We start from the raw sequence: 17,850 nt of genomic DNA, 5'->3' as shown, positions 1-17,850 counted from the left end.
AGTATTTAACCGGCACCAAGACTAGCACGAAGTAGCACAAACGCCCGCCACCTCGTCGCGGTAGAAGCGACTTTGAGGTGGCGGGCGTGTGATCTAGGAGTGAGCCTTAGCGGCGCAGACCCAGGCGCTCGATCAGGGAGCGGTAACGATCAACGTTGTTCTCGGCCAGGTACTTCAGCAGGCCCTTACGACGACCAACCAGCAGCAGCAGGCCGCGGCGGGAGTGGTGGTCGTGCTTGTGATACTTCAGGTGCTCGGTCAGCTGACGGATACGAACGGTCAGCAGTGCGATCTGAGCCTCCGGGGAGCCGGTATCGGTCTCGTGCAGGCCGAACTCCTTGAGAGTCTCGGTCTTCTGTTCCTTGGACAGTGCCATGGATGAATCTCCTTGATAGTTATTTCAGTCCGCGCGAAAAGTTACAGTGGCGACTACCGCAGACCACAGTCGCTCAACCTGGGGGATATTAGCACGTGGTTCAGTGTTAACCCAAAATGCTAGCCTTAAATGCCTAGCCTTACATGCCTAGCCCAGCGCCTTGCGCGTCTGGGTGACATCGCGGCCAATGGCCTCGATTAGCTCGTCCAACGAGTTGTAGGTTTCCATCCCCCGCAGGCGGTGGACAAACTCCACGGCGATGTCGAGACCATATAGGTCAGCTTCGTGGTCGAGGATAAAGCTCTCGACGCTGCGCGGTTCGTGGCCGAACGTGGGGTTAGTGCCCACAGAAATCGCGGAGGGCATGCGCTCACCCACCGGCATGGTGCCCACGGTGGCTCCAGCGGCAATGCCATAACCAGGCAGCACCGTCACATAGCCTGCGTAGACACCATCGGCGGGCAGGGCGAATCTCTCGGCAAAGTACAAGTTCGCCGTAGGGAATCCCAAAGCCCGTCCACCGCGGCCTGCCCCGTGAGTTACTTCCCCAGACACCCGGAAGTTGCGACCTAGCGCCTCATTCGCCCCCTCCACGTCGCCTTCGGCAAGCGCCTGGCGGATCCAGGTAGAGCACACCACATGGTCGCTGTCCTCCAAGAGCCCCAGAACGTCCACGCGCATTCCGCGCGCCTCGCCCAGCTCCTGCAGCATTGCTGAAGTGCCCGCGGCCTTGTGCCCGAAAGTGAAGTTATCCCCCACCACCACGGCCTTCGCGTTCAGAAGTTCCACCAGTACTTTGTCTACGTATTCCTCAGGCGACCAGCTGGCGATCTCCTTTGTGAACGAGACGACGACCACATGATCGATACCGTACTCATGAGCCAATTCGGCGCGTCGCCGCACGCTAGACAGCAACGGCGGAACAGCAGACGGCCTGAACACTACCGTCGGATGTGGGTCGAAGGTGAACATCACGCTCGGCACTCCCCGCTCACGCGCCAGCGCAACGGCTCGCTTTACTAGTTCTTGGTGCCCACGGTGCACACCGTCAAACACGCCGATGGTCACGACGGTGCCACCAGCGGCTAGATGCTCGGGAATTCTGTCCAGTCCGTACCAGATACTCACGTCAAGCATGCTAGTCGATACTCTGTGAGTATGAATCAACGCAGTACCCCTTCCATCCTGAGCCGCTCCGGCGTGGTTTTGGTCGATAAGCCCTCCGGACCTACCTCACACGACATGGTGGCCAAGCTCCGCCGGATCATGGGTACGCGCCGGGTTGGCCATTCGGGAACCCTCGATCCCCTGGCCACGGGGCTGCTAGTTGTGGGCGTCGAAAGAGGAACAAAGTTTTTGGCTCATGTCGTCGCGCACGATAAGCGCTACGAGGCGACCGTGCGTCTCGGTATGGCAACTCACACCGACGATGCACAGGGAGACATAACCTTTACCGCCTCGCCGGAGAAGTTGGCGACTCTTACCGAGGAGCAGATCCGCACGGCCTTCGCCACTCAGACCGGCGACATCATGCAACGCCCAACGTCCGTCTCCTCCATCAAGATCGACGGCAAGCGCGCCCATGAATTAGTTCGCGAGGGACACGAGGTCGTTTTGCCGGAGCGCCCCGTTACCATCTTCTCGCTGGAGGTACACGACGTAGTTGATAATGACGCCCCCTCTTGCATCGACGTCAGCATTTCCGTGCACTGTTCGAGTGGCACCTATATTCGGGCGATTGCACGGGACGTGGGTGCTGCCTTGGGCGTGGGCGGTCACCTGACAATGTTGCGTCGCACATCGGTGGGGCCTTTCGACATTTCAGAGGCTCGCACATTGGAGCAACTCGACGCGAACCCTACGCTCACGCTAAACCTGGACGAAGCTATGGTTCGCTGCTTCGCCACACGAGAGATCAGCGAGTCTGAAGGCGTCGACCTTTCCCTGGGCAAATGGCTAGAGCCGGTGGGTAACAAGGGCGTTACCGCAGCGGTCGCCCCATCCGGGCACGCGATCGCGCTGATTGAGGAGAAAGGAAAGCGTGCCGCCAGTGTCTTCGTCGCCCGCCCTGCGGGCCTTGCCTAGTTAGCCGGCACAGCTGCCGCAGTGATGACCAAGCCATTGCGGATGATCCAACGCCCCTGAATAAACGGCACCGGAACCGGACGAGCCAGCAGATACGAGGTGAAGGTTCCGTCGGCGCGCAGATCAATATCGGCCTGGTCGAAATCCAAGAAGCGATGTGTCAGAGGGAACCAGGCCTTGTAGGTGGCTTCCTTCGCGCTAAAGAGCACCGTGTCCAAAAGCTGAAGATCGTTGGCACGCATTGTGCGGCGAATGCGCCGTTGTTCCCCCGGCCGGGCGATGGTGTTGAACACGCCCTCGGGTAGAGGAATCGCCTTTTCCGCGTCAATTCCCACTGAGGCCCAGCGGCGGGCAGGTGCCAGCAACGCAGCGCGGAAGCCCGCTGTGTGCGTGAGCGAACCAACTACGCCTTCGGGGAACAACGGCATGCCCCGGGGGCCACGCAGAATCGGCGGGTGGGCATCCATAAAGTTCTTCAAGGCTTGGTGGGCGCACCACCGGGAATCGCCAAAGTCAGCCTTGCGACGATCCACAGCTCCACACACCAGCTCTTGCTCCTCAGCTGAGAGTGCATGGAACTGGCTTAGATCCCCGGCCTCGTTATGCAGTTCGGCGCACGCAGCACCGCGAGGCAGCAATCCGCGCGGAATGGTCGGCTGCTGTGCGCCGAAACTCTCCACGACGGCTACATCGTCGAGATCCGTAATTAGGGTTCCGTTCTGTCTCATGCTGTCACCTCCTCGAACTGCTATCGCCAACTGCTATCTACGGCTACCGGATAGGGCCATAGTTTCTTTTCCAAGCGGGGCGGAAGTGTGATCTTCCGCTCTCTCGGGTAACCGAGTGAGACCTCGGTGTGCGTTACATTGCCGAGCGAAAACTCTACCGGAATATGCAAATGCCCATAAACCACAACATCCGCTTCATAGCGTTGCGGCCATTCCTGTGTGTGCCGTGTACCGGACCAAAGGCCGATCTCCTTGTGCTTTACGTTGACCATCGTCTCGCGCACCAAAGGCCAGTGATTGACCAGGATTGTTGGCCCTTCCACTGCCGCCAGGCGCCGCACTGAGTAACGCAGTCGCTCGCGGCACCAGAGCACGATGTCCTCGTAAGGGGCAATCGCAAAATCATCCATGAGCACTATGCCTTTGTCGCGAGCTGCGGCCAACGCTGCAGTGGGCGTCTTAGAAGAATCACGCCATGAATGGTCATAAAGGGTGAACAGGGGTGCGACAGTGCGACCGGCGAATGTCGGGAAAGGATCTTCCGGTGTAAGGACTCCCAGGCGCTGCGCCGTGGCGATGACGGCATCGTACTTGGCGCGGCCATGTACGCGGTCACTCGTGCGACTGAACAGCTCATGGTTGCCAGGGGTGTAAATCACCTGTGCAAACCGACTTTGAAGCAGACCGAGGGTGCGTTCGATGGACGGCAGATCCTCGGCGATGTCGCCGGCGACGATCAGCCAGTCTGCTGGATCCGTGGGGCGAACGAGATCACGTACCAGGTCCTTGTTGCCGGGAGCACGGACGTGTAGGTCGCTCACCGCCCACAGCGTGCGGGGCATCGGGTACTCCCCTCTCCAGCTCAAGTCACAAGTGTTAACAAGCGTAACACTAGTTATCCCATTTATCGCCACTAAAGCGCCAGCTGACGAACATCAAACGGATCACGATGAAGGCAAAAAGACCCCACCACACGCCGACCAAACCCCAGCCAAACGCCCAGGAAAGCCACACTAAAGGGAGGAAACCCGCTAGTACCGAGATGATCGTTGCGGTACGCAGGAATGCCGTATCCGCAGCGCCCAACAACACGCCGTCCAGCGCAAAAACCACGCCCCCGGCCAAGACCAAAAGCACCAGCAGCCACCACGGACCGCCAATGGTAGCGAGCACATCGGCATCCGTCGTAAAGATGCGCGGGATGACGTGCGCCCCCGCCGCCAAACCAGCGGCCAGAATCAGCGATGCCGCCACGGAAAACCGCAGCACGGACACGCCTACTTTGCGGGCTGCCGCAAACGACCCAGCTCCCAGGGCCGCACCCACCAGTGCCTGCGCCGCGATTGCGACGGAGTCCAAAACCAAGGTGAGAAAATTCCACAGCTGAAGCAACACCTGGTGGGCGCCCAAAGGAGCAGGCCCCATCCGTCCTGCCACCATAGCCGCAGAGATAAACGCCGCCTGGAAGCTCAGGCTGCGCAAAATAAGATCACGCCCCATCGCCAGTTGAGAACGAATCACCAGCCAATTGGGAGCTAGAGACTTCCCATCCTCCTCCGCTCGCCAATGCACGACCAGAGCACCGAGGAAGCACGCCGCGGTAATACTCTCCCCCAGAACATTCGCATACGCAGATCCCACCAACCCAAAGCGCTGCACCGACAGTGGGACGATCACAGCCATCGGTATCACGCCGGCAAGCGTGAACCACAGCGGCAGCTTAGTATTCGACATCCCGCGCAACCAGCCATTGCCTGCCATGGTGAACAACACCGGGATGATGGACCCACAGGTCACTCGCATCCACTTCGTGGCCTCGGAGACCACGGCGGCGTCACTAGTAAACAACCCCATAATCTGCGGAGTAAAGGCGAAAACCAACACCGCCAGCACGGCTCCCACCGCCAGCGCGACCCACGTGGCCTGCAACCCCTCGTAAATAGCGGCAGCGCGGCGACCTGCACCGTAATGACGCGCAGCGCGAGCCGTCGTACCATACGAAAGGAAGGTTAGCTGAGTAGTAACAGTGCTAAGAACAGTGGCGCCCGCAGCCAATGCGGCAAGGTCGGTAGCGCCCAGCCGCCCAACGACCGCCGTATCTAACAGCAAGTACAGCGGTGTGGCCGCCAAAACAACGAGGGCCGGCCAGGCCAATCCCAAAATTTTTCGGGCATCGGCCTGGCCGGCAGTAGCGTCTTGTTTAATCAAGACTTGTACGGATCCTCGTCACCCGCCGGACGGGCGCCGGCGGACTGCGCACGCAGAGCCTCGTCCTGAGCCTTCGCTTTGGCCAGCAGCTCCTCAAAGTGCGCTGACGCCTCCGGCACAGTGTCCAGGCTAAAGCTCAAGGTCGGGGTGAAGCGCACGCTCAGCTGATCGCCAACGATTTTGCGCAGCTGTCCCTTCGCCTTGGTCAAGGCCTCCTCCGCCGCAGCGGTATCCGGCTCCGCGTCCACGGTCTTACCACGCACGGTGTAGAACACCGTCGCGTCGTGGAGGTCGCCGGTGAGGCGCGCGTCCGTAATGGTCACGAACTCCAGGCGCGGATCCTTAATCTGCCGCTCAATAGCCGTGGCAACAATCTGCTGGATGCGCTTGGCCATGCGTGCAGCACGTGCGTGATCAACCATGAACCTCTCCTTGTAACTCGAGCACCCTTAAGTGCGCGGGATCTCGACCAGCTCGAAGACCTCGATGATGTCGTCGACCTGGATATCCGGGTACGACAGCACCATACCGCACTCGTAACCTGCGGAGACCTCGGTGACATCGTCCTTTTCGCGGCGCAGTGACTCGATCGTCGCCTTCTCCGCCACGACACTGCCGTCGCGGATGAGGCGGATCTGTGCATTGCGGCGAACCTTGCCGGTTTCCACCATGCAACCTGCGATGAGGCCCACAGAAGAAGCCTTGAAGATCTGGCGGATTTCCGCCTTGCCGATCTCGCGCTCCTCGTAGATGGGCTTCAGCATGCCCTTCAGCGCTGCCTCAACCTCTTCGATTGCCTTGTAGATAATCGAGTAGTAGCGAATATCCACGCCCTCGGCGTTAGCTACCTCGGTAGCCTTACCTTCAGCGCGTACGTTGAAGCCGATGATGACTGCGTCCGACGCCGCGGCCAGGTTGACGTTGGTTTCCGTCACCGCACCGACACCGCGGTCGATGATGTTCAGATCCACTTCGTCGTCGACCTCGATCTTCAGCAGCGCGTCTTCCAGAGCCTCGACCGTACCTGCGTTGTCGCCCTTCAGGATCAGGTTCAGGGTGTTGGTTTCCTTCAACACCGCATCCAGATCTTCCAGGGACACACGCTTGCGGTTCTTGGCCTGCATGGCGTTACGGCGACGTGCATTGCGGCGATCGGCAATCTGGCGAGCGGTGCGATCCTCGTCAACAACCAACAGGTTGTCGCCGGCACCGGACACGCTGGTCAGACCCAGAACCTGTACCGGGCAAGACGGACCTGCCTCGGTAACGTCACGGCCGTGTTCGTCGATCATGCGGCGCACGCGACCGTGGGCGTCACCAACGACAATCGAATCACCCACGCGCAGCGTACCGCGCTGCACGATGATGGTAGCGATCGGTCCGCGACCACGATCCAGGTGAGACTCGATGGCCACACCCTGGGCGTCCATATCCGGGTTTGCGCGCAGATCCAGCGAAGCATCTGCGGTCAGCAAGACGGATTCCAGCAGCTGGTCGATGTTGGTGCCCTGCTTTGCAGAGATATCCACGAACATCGTGTCGCCGCCGTACTCCTCCGGAATCAGGTCGTACTCGGTCAGCTGACCACGGATCTTGTCCGGCTGGGCGCCTTCCTTATCGATCTTGTTCACCGCAACCACGACAGGGATGTCAGCGGCCTTGGCGTGGTTAATCGCCTCTACGGTCTGCGGCATTACACCGTCATCCGCAGCGACCACCAGGATCGCGATATCGGTGGAGTTCGCGCCGCGAGCACGCATGGCGGTAAAGGCCTCGTGACCCGGGGTATCCAGGAAGGTGACCAGGCGATCCTCGCCCTCCATGTTCACGGAGACCTGGTAGGCGCCAATGTGCTGGGTAATACCGCCGGCCTCGCCGCCACCGACGTTCGCCTCGCGAATCGTATCCAACAGTCGAGTCTTACCGTGGTCGACGTGACCCATGACGGTAACCACCGGAGGACGCTGAGCCAGGTCTTCATCCTGGCCTTCGTCCTCACCGAACTGCAGATCGAAGGATTCCAGCAGCTCGCGGTCCTCGTCCTCTGGGGAGACGACCTCGACCTTGTAATCCATTTCCTCGCCGAGCAGCATCAATGTCTCGTCGGAGACCGACTGAGTAGCGGTCACCATTTCGCCCAGGTTGAACAGAGCCTGGACCAGTGCTGCTGCATCTGCGTCGATCTTCTCTGCGAAGTCCATCAAGGATGCACCGCGTGCAAGGCGAATCTTTGCGCCCTTGCCGTTAGGCAGCTTCACGCCGCCAACGACACTCGGCGCCTGCATTGCCTCGTACTCGTTGCGCTTCTGACGCTTCGACTTGCGTCCCTTACGCGGGGCACCGCCTGGACGGCCGAATGCACCTGCGGTGCCGCCGCGACGCCCACCGCGTCCACCGCGCGGGCCTCCCGGACCACCAGGGCCACCGGGGCCGCCCGGTCCACCATGGCGTCCACCACGACCACGTCCGCCGCCGAAGCTATTGTCCGACTTCGACGGCATTTGTGCGGGATTCGGGTGGCTCGGCATCATGGCCGGCGACGGACGACGACCGCCGCCCTGCTTTGCACCGCCCTGCTTTGCACCGGTCTTACCTGCACCTGGCTTCGGGCCGGGCTTCTTGTTGCCCGGTCGGCTACCCGGACGCGGCATATCCCCAGGCGCTGCCTGTCCACCGCGCGGACGCGGAGCAGGTTCACCGGAAGAGAACGGGTTGTTGGCCACGCGTGGTGCGCGACCACCCGGCTTCGGGCCTGGCTTAGCCCCCGGCTTTGGTCCTGGCTTGGCACCGGGCTTCGGCCCCGGCTTTGGAGCGGGCTTGGGTGCCGGCTTCTCGCCCGGCTTCACGGTGGAGGTGGGCTTGGTGCCAGCGTTAGCAACCGGGTTGGTGCTCTTAACCGGCTTTGGTCCCGGCTTGGGGCCAGGCTTCGCACCAGGCTTCGATGCTGCCTTCGGCCCCGGCTTCGGGCCTGGCTTGGCGGCGGGCTTTGCTGCGGGCTTAGCAGGCTCCTTAGCGGACTCCTGTCCTACCCCGTAGTGCTTCTTCATCTTCTTCACAACGGGCGGCTGCACCGTTGAGGAAGCGGTCTTAACGAACTCGCCCTGTTCCTTCAGGGTGGCAAGCAATTCCTTGCTCGTCACTCCGAGTTCCTTGGCCAACTCGTGTACGCGTAGCTTTCCGGCCACTACTCTCCTTCATGTTTGCGGAGCCGTAGTGCGCTCAAGCGTGCAGGCTCACCTGCAGCCGGGCTACGTACGACTCCCGTACTTGTAGATACTCATCGCTGATGCTGCTTCATCGCGTTCTCATCAGTGTTCGTTGTTCTTCATGTCGACGTAAGTTCCTCGTCCTTTTCGTTGACGCCCACTTTCGCGGTCGTCACGTATTCTCCACTGTTACTGGCAGTGTGACGATGTAGTCACGTACAGGGTCTGCATCCACGTTGGCGGATACCCTCAGCGCACGGCTGAAAGCCCTACGCTTGACGGCGATTTCCCATGCCTCCACAGTCGGCGTGATCCATGCACCTCGCCCGGGCAATTTCTTTTCCGGGTCAGGCACGACCTGAATCCCCTCCGCGCTTTGATGTACAACGCAACGGAGCAGGTGATCTATTCCCATCACCTGCTTTGTTGCAATGCACGTCCTAAGTGGAAGGTGCTTGTTTGTGGGGCACTCATGGGATACCACCTGTCCAGTGTATCGCGCCGCCCACGGAAACGGTTAACTGGGTGTGTCCTCCGCGGCGGCGTCGGTCTCCGAACGAATGTCGATCTTCCAACCGGTCAGACGCGCTGCGAGGCGAGCGTTCTGCCCTTCCCGACCAATGGCTAGGCTGAGCTGATAATCCGGAACAACGGCGCGGGCGATCTGCATCTCCGGGTCGGTAACCTTCACGCTGACAATCTTGGATGGGGACAGGGCATTGCCGACAAACGTTGCCGGATCATCAGAGAAGTCAATGATGTCGATCTTCTCCCCTCCCAGCTCGTGCATAATATTGGAGACGCGCTGTCCACGAGGCCCAATGCAGGCTCCCTTCGCGTTGAGCCCCTTTACAGTGGATCGCACGGCGATTTTTGTGCGGTGGCCAGCCTCGCGTGCCACGGAGACAATTTCCACGGAACCATCGGCCACTTCCGGCACCTCGAGAGCGAAGAGTCCCTTCACCAGCTCTGGGTGGGTGCGGGAAAGGTTGATCTGCACCATGCGGTTGGCATTGTTAATAACGTCCGTGACGAAGGCCTTGACGCGCATGCCGTGCTCCAGCTTCTCGCCGGGGATGTGCTCGGCAGGCAGGATCTGCCCGTCCTGGCCTCGCGCCTCGGTGCCTAGGTGCACGACGGTCACGCCGCGCTCATTCGCACGAGCATCAGCAGAGACCACTCCGGAGACCACACGGTAACGCAGCTCGGCGTATTCGTCGTAGCGGCTCTGTACGCGAGCGGAGTTGATGCGGTAGCGAATTGCCTCCCGGACCGCCAGCGCGCCGTCGCGACCGAAGTTCTTCGGGGTGTCATCGATACGACCGGTGACATTGCCATCTTCGTCTTTTTCCACCTGGTAGATGGTTACCTCGCCGCTAATAGGATCAATGTCCACGTCGACTGGCCCCGTGAAGTGGCTGTTTGCGCGATACGCCTCGCGCAGACCCCGTTTAACCCCCTCTAGCAGGTCATCGAAATCAACCGACTCCTGCTTTTCGACTGCGCGCAGCGCTGCCATATCAATATTCACTTGTTTCTCCTAGTTTTCGGCCGGACTATCCTGCTGGTCTTCCGCACCCGACAATCCATAGGCCTCGATCGTCAGTCCAACGAGGTCGGCTTCTGCTGCCGGAGCTGGTGAGAATTCCACTTCTACCACCGCACCGGCGACATCTGCGAATCGCACGCGGCTTACGCTGGGCTGTTTCTTATCAGGTGTGATCAATATGACATCTTCGCCATCGACCTGCGCGATGCGGCGCAGTCCCTGCTGTGTACGCACAAGGCGCCCAATGTTGCGCACCCAGTGGCGCTGTTCTGTCAATGGAAAGTCGACGCCAGGTGTCGATAGCTCCAGGGTATACCCCGGCCCGAAGCTCATCTCGCCTTTCGCTTCCGACTCATCCAGGTGGGTCGACACCTCCCGGCTGAGTTCCTCCAGCTGATCCAGATCCGGTCGTTCTGCACGTGGGTCGGCAGTATCCACCGCAATGCGGATCGCCGATTTTGCCCCGGCTTTGGTGATCTTGATGTCCTCGACCACCAATCCGAATTCTTTAACCAGCCCGCCCAGCGAGCTTTCCAGCTGCTCTTTGTGTGGAAATGCCATGACCACGGAGTCTAGCAGGCAACACCTTCTAGTAGACTTCTAGTCCTGATGAATAAGACCAGCTCTCGCTTTCCCCGCCAGCCCCTTTCTCGCCGTCGTTTCCTCGGCACCAGCGCACTTCTTGGGGCGGGGTTGACACTGTCCGCCTGTGAAACCGGGTTGGCGTCATTTTCCAAAGAGCCAGAGCCCAACGAACAGCTTGTGCGATTGGCCGCCGCGATCAAGAACTCACAGCGAGACCCGAAGTGGTCAAAGTTCCTCGGCAAGCAGTATGACCTTGTACAGCAAGAAGCGCTTCGACAGTGCGGTGTAGACAAGGACGGTAATACACCTCAACAGTGCAAGGAGAAATTTTTAGACACCGATAGCTCACAGGCGGACCAGGGTATCTCCTTAAAGGAGGCCTACGAGCGCGCGCTGGATGGTGATCAGAAGGGGCTCGTCGCAGGTCTTTACGCAGCCTATGTTGCCGCAAATCAGAAGATGTCTCAGACCAACGCCCATCCCACGCGCGTTTCCAAAGAAATCGCAGATGGGTTTTCTGACGCCGCTGCCGAGTTCGGCACTGTCTTGACGCTCACTTATGGCGCCATTTTTGCTACTGGAGTAGCTCTCGCGAAGGACGCCACCCCCGATGGCAGGGCGAGCATCCAGAAGATCGCTAATGAACTCCGCACGCTACGGGATCAATGCATCGACGTTCTCGAGGAGCTGGGGGCGGAAGTCCCCGCACCGGACCCCGGATACACCCAGGGCAAGGCAGATAACATGACAGCCGCGGCGGAGTATCTCTACCCCACTATCTTGCCCATTTCCGTGCAGCTTCGGCGCATCTCGGCTCGGGCAACCAACCCCCAGGCCGTGGAGTTCGCCACGGGCTGGCTCAAGGCGACTGCCTGCGACGAGGCTGCACTGGAACGACTCCAGGGTAAAGATCCGCGAAAGATTACTCTCCGCGGAGAGCCCGCTTAACCTCAGCCAACGCATCCGGATAGTCGACCTCGAAGGTCTCCCCCGTCATCCGGTTGCGGAGTTCCACCTTGCCATTGGCAAAGCCACGGCCTACGACGACTACCAAAGGCATACCCAGCAGTTCGGAGTCCTTGAACTTCACGCCCGGGGAAACCTTCGGTCGGTCGTCGAACAGCACCTCGAGACCATCGTTCGACAAGGTCTCCACCAGTTCCACCGCAGCCTCACCTGCGGCGGCATCCTTGTTGGCGATGACCACGTGCACATCAAAGGGCGCAACCGCTGCGGGCCAACGCAGGCCGGAATCGTCCAGCATCTGCTCGGCAATCACGGCGACCAGGCGGGACACGCCCACGCCATAGGAGCCCATGGTCGGTACTGACTGGCGGCCTGCCTCGTCTAGAATCTTCACATCAAAGGCCTCGGTGTACTTACGCCCCAGCTGGAAGATGTGGCCAATCTCGATGCCACGGGCCAGTGTCAAGGTACCCTTTCCATCCGGCGATGGGTCGCCTTCCAGCACCTCGGCTGCCTCCACAAACCCGTCCGGGGTGAAATCGCGCCCCGCAACCATTCCGACGATGTGGCGATCCTTTGCATCCGCACCGGTAATCCAGGAGGTGCCCTCCACCACGCGCGGATCAGCCAACATTCGTACGCCGTTGTCCGCCAGGCTCTTCGGCCCAACGTATCCCTTAACCAGGAAGGGGTTCTTCTTGAACTCTTCCTCACCGGCCAGCTCAACCTGTGCCGGCTCCATGGCTGCTTCGAGGCGCTTCATATCTACCTCGCGGTTGCCGGGCACCAGCACACCGGCCAGGGATTCACCACGCTGGTTGCCTTCCTCGTCCAGCGTCGGATCGTTAACCTTGACGACGATGCACTTCAGAGTATCGCCAGCCTCCACGGCACGACCGTCGATGGTGATGCCTTCGCTATTGGCCCACTCCACCAGAGCTTCAATGGTTTCGGCATTGGGAGTGTCGTATTCCTTGGCTTCCGGCTGCCCCTCAATCGGGCGAGTCGGCGGCACCTGCGTCACCACAGCCTCTACGTTCGCGGCATAGTCGCTGTCAGTAGAGCGCACGAACGTGTCCTCACCGTTGGCAGCCACGGCCAGAAATTCCTCGGAAGCGGATCCGCCCATGGCGCCGGAGGTCGCCGAGCAGATCGCATATTCGATACCCAGACGATCGAAAATATTTTGGTAGGCCTTGCGGTGCAGCTGATAGGACTGTTCCAACCCCTCGTCGTCCATATTAAAGGAGTAAGAATCCTTCATAATGAACTCGCGGCCGCGCAGGATGCCAGCGCGCGGACGTTCTTCGTCACGGTACTTCGTCTGGATCTGGTAAAGGATTACCGGGAAGTCCTTGTAGGAGTTGTACTCAGACTTCACGATGGAGGCGAACATTTCCTCGTGCGTCGGCCCCAGCAGGTAATCCGCGTCTTTGCGGTCCTTTAGCCTGAATAATGCGTCGCCGTATTCGACCCAGCGTCCGGTCGTGTCGTAGGGCTCGCGGGGCAGCAGCGCGGGGAAGGAAAGTTCCTGCGCTCCGATGGCATTCATTTCCTCGCGCACGATTTTTTCAATGTTGCGCAGTACCCGTAGGCCCAGCGGCAACCACGAGTAAACGCCGGGGGCAACGCGGCGGATGTATCCCGCGCGTACCAGCAGCTTGTGGCTGGGCACCTCTGCGTCTGCGGGGTCGTCACGCAGGGTCCGCAAGAATAGTTGTGACATCCGAGTAATCATGAATCAAGACTTTACCTTTTCCCCCTTTGACTTGTGTCGATCGGTGGGGGTTTAGCTAGTCTTTGGGAATGCTGGTTGTGCTTCCCCCATCCGAAACCAAGGCTCCTGGTGGTACTCTGCCCGCCGGCGCACCGCTGCACTTCCCGGAGCTCAACCCGATCCGCGAAGAGCTAACCGAGGATCTGGTAGACCTGTGCACCGCTGAACCGGACGTTGCCCTGCAGGTTCTCGGGCTGTCCGAAAAGCTGCGCGGTGAAGTCGATGCCAATCAGATTCTCCGCACCGCCCCGACGATGCCCGCAGTACACCGGTACACGGGTGTGCTCTACGATGCGCTCGATGCGTCTTCTCTAAGCGACGCCACCACACCTCATTTAGCTATCGGCTCCGCACTGTTTGGCCTAGTGATGGCTGAGGATCCGATCCCCCACTACCGACTCTCCGGAGGCACCAAGCTGCCGCCGGGAACCACGTTGAAGAAGCGCTGGGGTTCCGCCATTACCGAGGCGCTCGAACGCGCGGAGGAGGAACACGGCCTGGTGGTCGATTTGCGCTCCGGGGCGTACCAGCAACTGGGGAAGCTAAAGTCGGCTGTCACTGTGCGCGTCGAGTCTGTGCGTCCGGACGGCAGCCGCAAGGTCGTCAGCCACTTCAACAAGCATTACAAGGGGCTGCTGGCTCGCGCCCTGGTTCAGAACCCCGTAGCTTCCTCGCCTAGTGAAGTCGCCGACATAGCCCGTACCGCCGGGTTTAACGTCGAGGAAACGTCCACGGAACTCACCCTGGTGGTCTAGAGCCCTGCCACCTCGCCGATCACATACACCACCGGGGAGGTCACATGGTTAACCTCGAAGGTTTCCGCCAGAGTGCCGAGTGTGCAGCGGAACCCGCGTTGCTGTTCCGTGGTGCCCTCCTGAATCACAGCTGCCGGGGTGTCTGCGCTTAAGCCCCCGGCATGGAGTTCTGCAGCAATGGCTGCGACATTGCGCACGCCCATGATTACGCACAGTGTGGCTTTAGAGGCCGCGAGCGCTCGCCAGTCCACTAGGCTACGAGGGCTATCCGGCGCCACATGGCCGGAGACCACGGTAAACGCATGGACCACTCCGCGCTGTGTAACCGGCACGCCGATAGCAGCGGGAACGCTCACTGCACTGGTCACGCCGGGGATCACCTCGCACGCGATCCCCGCGGCCGCGCATGCCTGAACCTCCTCGAACCCCCGCCCGAACACAAACGGATCTCCGCCCTTGAGGCGAACAACGTTCTTACCTGCCCGCGCATGTTCCACCAGCAGTTCGTTGGTTTTCTCCTGGCTCACTTGCTTGGCATAGGGCAGCTTGGCGACGTCGATGACCTCCTTAGCCTCCACGTCGCAGAGTTTGTCGAGCTCGTTGGTTGGCCCCAGGTGGTCGGTCAAGATCACGTCGGCTTGTTGCAGCGCGTGCATGCCGCGCACCGTAATAAGGTCCCACGCCCCTGGTCCGCCGCCAATTAGCACCACTTTGCCTGTCTCACTCATGAGTTCTCAGCCTACCCCTACAATGGTCAGCACCATGAATACCTTCGCTGAAGAATTCCCGGAACTCGCACTGCCCTGCGTCGGTGAGTCCTTCCCCGATCCGCAGGTACTGGTGCTTAACGAACCGTTGGCTAAGGACCTCGGCTTAGATCCAGAGTGGCTCCGCAGCCCCGCGGGCATCGATTTCCTTACTGGCCAGGGGAAGTGCTTTGCACTCGGCTATGCAGGCCATCAATTTGGTCAATTCAATCCACGCATGGGCGATGGTCGTGCACTCCTCTTGCGCGAAGACGGCCGGGATATCCATGCCAAAGGAACTGGTCGCACCCCCTTCTCACGCGGTGGTGACGGCCATTACCCCCTCGATGCGGCGCTGAAGGAGTATGCCTTCGCCGAGTCTCTCCACGCTCTCGGTGTGCCTACTGCCCGCTCGCTGGCAGTCCTCACCACTGGCGGCACCATCATGCGCAATGGACTTCACCCCGGTGCCATTGGCGTGCGCGTCGCCAGCTCCCATATCCGTATCGGTACCTTCCAATACGCCGCCCTGATGGGGCCGACAGTCACCGAGCGCCTCGTCGACTACACACTTGCCCGCCACTTTCCGGATGATTCTTCTCCCCTCGACCTTTTTGACGCCACCATCACCCGCCAAGCCGAACTCGTCGCCCAGTGGATGCGCTTCGGCTTTATCCACGGTGTGATGAATACTGACAACGTCGCGATTTCCGGCGAAACGATAGACTTCGGCCCTTGCGCTTTCATGGACTACTTCGCCACCGACACGGTGTATAGCTCGATCGATACCCGTGGCCGCTACGCATACGGCCAGCAGCCCGCCGTCATGATGTGGAACCTCGCACGCCTAGCTGAGGCGCTGGTGCCACTGGTGGATGAGGGCGTCAAAAAATTTACAGAGCGCCTTTACCGCTTCCAGCCGCAGTATGCCGAGGCGTGGGACGCGCAGATGGCAGCTGCACTCGGAGCGCCGGATTGTGCAGAGCAATTGCTGGATCTGTTGCAGGTCGCCGCGCCCGATTACAACGCAATGCTGGCGAACTTGACCCCCGGTGTTATTCCTCAGGGTCTGGAGTCCACTCCCGGCGCCGCTGAGTGGACGGAACGCTGGTCGGAGTCCGATCCGCATCCTCGTAACCCGATCTACCTCCCACGCAATCACGGCATGCAGGCAGCGCTCGAACAGGCCGAAAAGGGTGACATGACCCGCTATCTACTGGCGCTGGAGGCGCTGCAAAATCCCTTTGAATGGGACGATAAATACGAAAAACTCGGCCTCCATGCGGCAGTGCCGCGCGAGGAAGCCGAGTTCACGACCTACTGCGGTACTTAGACCAGCTTCAGAGCCTTCTGGGAACGATCCCACTGCTCGTTGAACAGGTTGGAGTCCTTGGCCAGGCGGGTGCCGTAGGAAGGAATCATCTCCTTCAACTTCGGTGCCCAGTCGGCGATGCGGTTGCCGAAGCAGCGCTCCAGAACCTCCAGCATCGCGGACGGCGCAATGGAAGCACCCGGGGATGCGCCCATCAGGCCGGCGATGGTGCCGTCGTTGGAGTTAATCAGTGCAGTACCGAACTCCAGGGAGCCGAACTTCGGCGCACCGATCGGCTTAATCACCTGCACACGCTGGCCAGCGGTAACCAGCTCCCAATCCTCTGCACGAGCCTGCGGCATGTACTCGCGCAGGGATTCCACGCGAGCCGCCTGATCCTTCAGAACCTCTTCGATGAGGTACTTCGTCAGACCCATCTCCTGCACGCCCACACCCAGGTAGGACGGGATGTTGCCCACACGCAGGGACTTGAACAGATCCAGGTAGCTGCCCTTCTTCAGGAACTTCGGAGTCCACCCTGCGTAGGGGCCGAACAGCAGTCCCTTCTTACCGTCGATCACGCGGGTATCCAGGTGCGGAACGGACATCGGCGGTGCGCCCACGGAAGCCTTGCCGTAGACCTTCGCCTGGTGCTGTTCCACAAGCTCGGGGTTGGTGCAGCGCAGCCATTGGCCGGATACCGGGAAGCCACCGTAACCCTTGATCTCCGGGATACCGGCCTTCTGCAGCAGCGGCAGAGCCATGCCGCCCGCGCCGACGAAGACGAAGTTCGCGGTGATCACAGACGTGTCGCCGGTGTGCAGGTTCTTGGAAGTGATCTTCCACTTCTCGCCGTCGCGAGAGATGTTCTTGACCTCGTTGCCGTAGCGCACCTCCACGCCCTGGGCGGTGACAGCATCCAGGTACTGGCGAGTCAGCGCACCGTAGTTAATATCGGTACCCTCATCGAACCAGGAGATCGCGACTGGGTTGTTGAAGTCGCGGCCCTTAGCCATCAGCGGCAGGAACTCGGCAAACTTTTCATCGGAATCGCTGAACTGCATGTTCGGGAACAGCGGGTGATCCTTCAGCGCCTCGTAGCGAGCCTTCAGGTAGTCGACCTGATCCATACCCTGAGCGAAGGAGACGTGCGGCACCTTGTTGATGAACTCAGACGGGTCGCCCAGCACGTTCTGCTCCACCAGGTAGCTCCAGAACTGGCGAGAAACCTGGAACTTCTCGTTCACACCAACGGCCTTGGAAATGTCGATCTTCCCATTAACCTCTGGGGTGTAGTTCAGCTCGCACAGTGCAGAGTGCCCGGTGCCTGCGTTGTTCCACGGGTCGGACGATTCCGCGCCCGGGGTGTCCAGCCGTTCGATGATCACCTGGCTCCAGTCCGGCTGCAGCTGCTTCAGCATGACGGACAGCGTGGTGGAGATAACACCTGCACCAATTAGTGCTACATCCACAGAATCTTTATTTGCCACTATGTATTCATTCCTTCGGAGGCGTCAAAGTTAGACTGTTATTGCGTCATATTTACTCTACGCCTAT

General features: G+C 60.3%; 17 protein-coding genes. 4 read left to right on the top strand and 13 right to left on the bottom strand.

The window, feature by feature from the left end; all coding sequences use genetic code 11:
• Positions 1-106: 106 nt before the first annotated feature.
• Positions 107-376, bottom strand: a complete 270-nt coding sequence (rpsO, locus tag ACUY2T_RS08295) for a 30S ribosomal protein S15 (RefSeq protein WP_005295163.1) — start codon at positions 374-376, stop codon at positions 107-109.
• A 147-nt stretch (positions 377-523) separates the two neighbouring features.
• A complete protein-coding gene (locus ACUY2T_RS08290) occupies positions 524-1,504 on the bottom strand; it encodes a bifunctional riboflavin kinase/FAD synthetase (protein ID WP_448308241.1) in 981 nt (326 codons plus the stop codon).
• 30 nt (positions 1,505-1,534) lie between these two features.
• Here ACUY2T_RS08290 and truB point away from each other — a divergent pair, with 30 nt between their 5' ends.
• Complete coding sequence (truB, locus tag ACUY2T_RS08285) at positions 1,535-2,461, top strand: tRNA pseudouridine(55) synthase TruB (protein ID WP_448308240.1); 927 nt, start codon at positions 1,535-1,537, stop codon at positions 2,459-2,461.
• Here truB and ACUY2T_RS08280 read toward each other — a convergent pair.
• The 8 genes from ACUY2T_RS08280 to rimP form a co-directional block, all read right to left on the bottom strand.
• Complete coding sequence (locus ACUY2T_RS08280; protein ID WP_448308239.1) at positions 2,458-3,189, bottom strand: 4'-phosphopantetheinyl transferase family protein; 732 nt, start codon at positions 3,187-3,189, stop codon at positions 2,458-2,460. The genes truB and ACUY2T_RS08280 overlap by 4 nt on opposite strands.
• A 20-nt stretch (positions 3,190-3,209) precedes the next feature.
• Positions 3,210-4,031 carry a metallophosphoesterase family protein gene (locus ACUY2T_RS08275; protein WP_448308238.1) on the bottom strand — a complete coding sequence of 274 codons (822 nt, stop codon included), beginning with the start codon at positions 4,029-4,031 and terminating at the stop codon, positions 3,210-3,212.
• A gap of 49 nt (positions 4,032-4,080) precedes the next feature.
• Positions 4,081-5,397: an MATE family efflux transporter gene (locus ACUY2T_RS08270; protein ID WP_448308237.1), complete on the bottom strand. Its 1,317-nt coding sequence runs from the start codon at positions 5,395-5,397 to the stop codon at positions 4,081-4,083.
• Positions 5,394-5,819 carry a 30S ribosome-binding factor RbfA gene (rbfA, locus tag ACUY2T_RS08265; RefSeq protein ID WP_293790135.1) on the bottom strand — a complete coding sequence of 142 codons (426 nt, stop codon included), beginning with the start codon at positions 5,817-5,819 and terminating at the stop codon, positions 5,394-5,396. The genes ACUY2T_RS08270 and rbfA overlap by 4 nt, the downstream gene beginning before the upstream one ends.
• A 27-nt stretch (positions 5,820-5,846) precedes the next feature.
• On the bottom strand, positions 5,847-8,582 hold the full coding sequence (gene infB / locus ACUY2T_RS08260; RefSeq protein ID WP_448308236.1) for a translation initiation factor IF-2: 2,736 nt from the start codon (positions 8,580-8,582) through the stop codon (positions 5,847-5,849).
• A gap of 193 nt (positions 8,583-8,775) precedes the next feature.
• Positions 8,776-9,087, bottom strand: a complete 312-nt coding sequence (locus ACUY2T_RS08255) for a YlxR family protein (protein ID WP_448308235.1) — start codon at positions 9,085-9,087, stop codon at positions 8,776-8,778.
• Positions 9,088-9,120: 33 nt separating this feature from the next.
• Entirely contained in the window at positions 9,121-10,134 is a 1,014-nt protein-coding gene (gene nusA / locus ACUY2T_RS08250) for a transcription termination factor NusA (RefSeq protein ID WP_293790127.1), read from the bottom strand.
• Between the two features lie 9 nt (positions 10,135-10,143).
• Complete coding sequence (gene rimP / locus ACUY2T_RS08245; RefSeq protein ID WP_448308234.1) at positions 10,144-10,719, bottom strand: ribosome maturation factor RimP; 576 nt, start codon at positions 10,717-10,719, stop codon at positions 10,144-10,146.
• A gap of 42 nt (positions 10,720-10,761) precedes the next feature.
• Between rimP and ACUY2T_RS08240 the strand changes: the two genes are divergently transcribed.
• Positions 10,762-11,685 carry a twin-arginine translocation signal domain-containing protein gene (locus tag ACUY2T_RS08240; protein ID WP_448308233.1) on the top strand — a complete coding sequence of 308 codons (924 nt, stop codon included), beginning with the start codon at positions 10,762-10,764 and terminating at the stop codon, positions 11,683-11,685.
• On the opposite strand, the gene ACUY2T_RS08235 is transcribed toward ACUY2T_RS08240, so the two are convergent.
• Positions 11,660-13,441 carry a proline--tRNA ligase gene (locus ACUY2T_RS08235; RefSeq protein WP_448308232.1) on the bottom strand — a complete coding sequence of 594 codons (1,782 nt, stop codon included), beginning with the start codon at positions 13,439-13,441 and terminating at the stop codon, positions 11,660-11,662. The two genes, ACUY2T_RS08240 and ACUY2T_RS08235, sit on opposite strands and share 26 nt — an antisense overlap.
• A gap of 68 nt (positions 13,442-13,509) precedes the next feature.
• Between ACUY2T_RS08235 and yaaA the strand changes: the two genes are divergently transcribed.
• Positions 13,510-14,235, top strand: a complete 726-nt coding sequence (yaaA, locus tag ACUY2T_RS08230; protein WP_448308231.1) for a peroxide stress protein YaaA — start codon at positions 13,510-13,512, stop codon at positions 14,233-14,235.
• Here the strand turns inward: yaaA and cobA are convergent.
• Positions 14,232-14,963, bottom strand: a complete 732-nt coding sequence (gene cobA, locus ACUY2T_RS08225) for a uroporphyrinogen-III C-methyltransferase (RefSeq protein ID WP_448308230.1) — start codon at positions 14,961-14,963, stop codon at positions 14,232-14,234. The two genes, yaaA and cobA, sit on opposite strands and share 4 nt — an antisense overlap.
• Here cobA and ACUY2T_RS08220 point away from each other — a divergent pair.
• Positions 14,947-16,314, top strand: coding sequence for a protein adenylyltransferase SelO family protein (locus ACUY2T_RS08220; protein ID WP_448308229.1), 1,368 nt, complete (start codon positions 14,947-14,949; stop codon positions 16,312-16,314). The two genes, cobA and ACUY2T_RS08220, sit on opposite strands and share 17 nt — an antisense overlap.
• Here ACUY2T_RS08220 and mqo read toward each other — a convergent pair.
• Positions 16,311-17,783, bottom strand: coding sequence for a malate dehydrogenase (quinone) (mqo, locus tag ACUY2T_RS08215; protein ID WP_293790108.1), 1,473 nt, complete (start codon positions 17,781-17,783; stop codon positions 16,311-16,313). The two genes, ACUY2T_RS08220 and mqo, sit on opposite strands and share 4 nt — an antisense overlap.
• Positions 17,784-17,850 lie beyond the last annotated feature (67 nt).

Source organism: Corynebacterium sp. 22-2729 (genome assembly GCF_053479475.1).
Note: the sequence above shows the minus strand (reverse complement) of the source record. Positions and strands in the feature narration are given on the sequence as shown.